Below are 1,805 nucleotides of genomic sequence, written 5' to 3'. Positions count from 1 at the left end.
CCCAGAATACCTAAAAACACTCTGTCAGTCCCTAACAGCATGGCGCCCGAGGCAGGCCGCGAATGGTTTATTGCTCACGACTGACGTAGCTTCATTGTTGGAAAATAATGAACAAATAACACAAAAAGCTGATGAACTAAAATCGACAATAAAAACGTTTAATCAGGCTTTTGGGGTCAGCTTACCTATTTATAACGTTATCTCTAATATGGGTAGCATCAGCGATTTTTGTCAGTTTTTCTCAGCATTTGACGAATCAAAAAGAGACGACGTATTCGGTGCCACGGCTCCTTATTCTAAACACGGTGGTATCGACGCAGACTGGTTTAATGATGAATACGACCATTTAATCAGTGAGTTGATAGCCAACATGAGCAACGCGCTTGCAGGTCAACTCAACCAGGATTATCGAAACTCAATTGCTAGCGCCCCTTTCCAGTTTGGATTATTGAAACAAAACCTTTGGTTGTTCCTCAACCGCTTGTACCGTGGAGAGCAGCTTAGTGACGCTCTTCAATTCCGCGGATTTTACTTTACTCATGATGGTCAAAGCTCAGCTCAGTCTGACTTGTTGGCGAGCACTGTATCTTATTCGGTAGGTCATGAGCATTATCAACACAATGAGCAGATCCCGGTTAACCAGACCCTTTTTGCTCAATACCTTATGACACACGTGATTTTATCCGAACACGAACTGGTTGGGGTAAACAAGCGTAAAGAAAACGCATTGTTAGTTAACCAAGTCATTTTCACACTATCTTGGGCTAGCTTACTAACCGCCGTATTACTTGTGATTAAGTTTGACTTTGATTTCCAGAATCAACGAGAAGCTGAAGCCGATGTAATGCTTGAGCGCTATAAAGAAGCGATATCAGCATCTCCTTACGACATCGAAAACATGGCTGAAAACATACCTAATCTGTTTTCATTACAGCGAATTTATAACCTCTACAATGAGCCTGAGCCATGGTATACGCTGCCATTTATGCCTAACTCTAGTATCAAAGGAGAGATCGAAAAAGCATATTTTGCAGCGTTACAGAAAGTACTGATTCCTTCTATGGAAAATACCCTAGAGAAAGACCTATTTGTGTACGTCAATCTCGAAGATCAATCTCAGACTCTAGCTTTGCTGAATAACTACCGTTTATTGTTCAGTAAAAATAGGACTAACCTTCATGAGCTTAAAAACTACTACATGCGTACATTCCAAGACCAAGGTGAAGCAGATAGTGTCAATATTGCTCAACTAGAGGTACTACTGAATGACATCTTCGCGCGTAACCTAACACCAATGAAATCAAATCACGATTTAGAGAACCTAGCGAAGAAAGTCATTACTCAAACAGGTATCGGAACTCTATTGTATGAACACATTCAAAGCTCAGAAACCTACTCAAAGCGCGTCGATATTCGAAGTGATTTAGGCGATAATTGGGGTTCAGTTCTGCAATTCCCAACAAGTTATGTGGGCTACATGGTTCCATATATCTATACACCAACGGGGTTTAATGAGCTCGATTTATCCGTCAACTCACCTACTCTAAAAGCAGCCTTACAATCATATGAAGGGGTTGCAGGGGCCTATCCGAGTGCACTCGAAATGCACAGAATCAGCCGTGAACTAAAGCAAACTTATCAAAATGACTACATAAATTATTGGCGAGATCTCATTAGCAATGTAAAAGTCAATGAAATAGCGGATCCTGCACAACTTAAAAAAGCATTCGCTAGCCTATCAAGTGCAAACAGTAACCCACTGGTCAGCCTGTACTCAACCGTCGCTAAGTACACCTATGTGGAAC

1 protein-coding gene is annotated in these 1,805 nt (G+C 41.4%); it reads left to right on the top strand.

The genetic code is table 11. The annotated features are described in order from the left end of the window. Nucleotides 1-1,805 (top strand): type VI secretion protein IcmF/TssM N-terminal domain-containing protein (locus AB4496_RS20835; protein WP_372131843.1); only part of this gene is annotated, 1,805 nt, incomplete at both ends.

Source organism: Vibrio sp. 10N.222.46.A1 (genome assembly GCF_041473595.1).
GTDB lineage: Bacteria > Pseudomonadota > Gammaproteobacteria > Enterobacterales > Vibrionaceae > Vibrio > Vibrio tasmaniensis_A.
The sequence above is the reverse complement of the archived record's forward strand: the minus strand, read 5'-3'. Positions and strand labels throughout refer to the sequence as shown.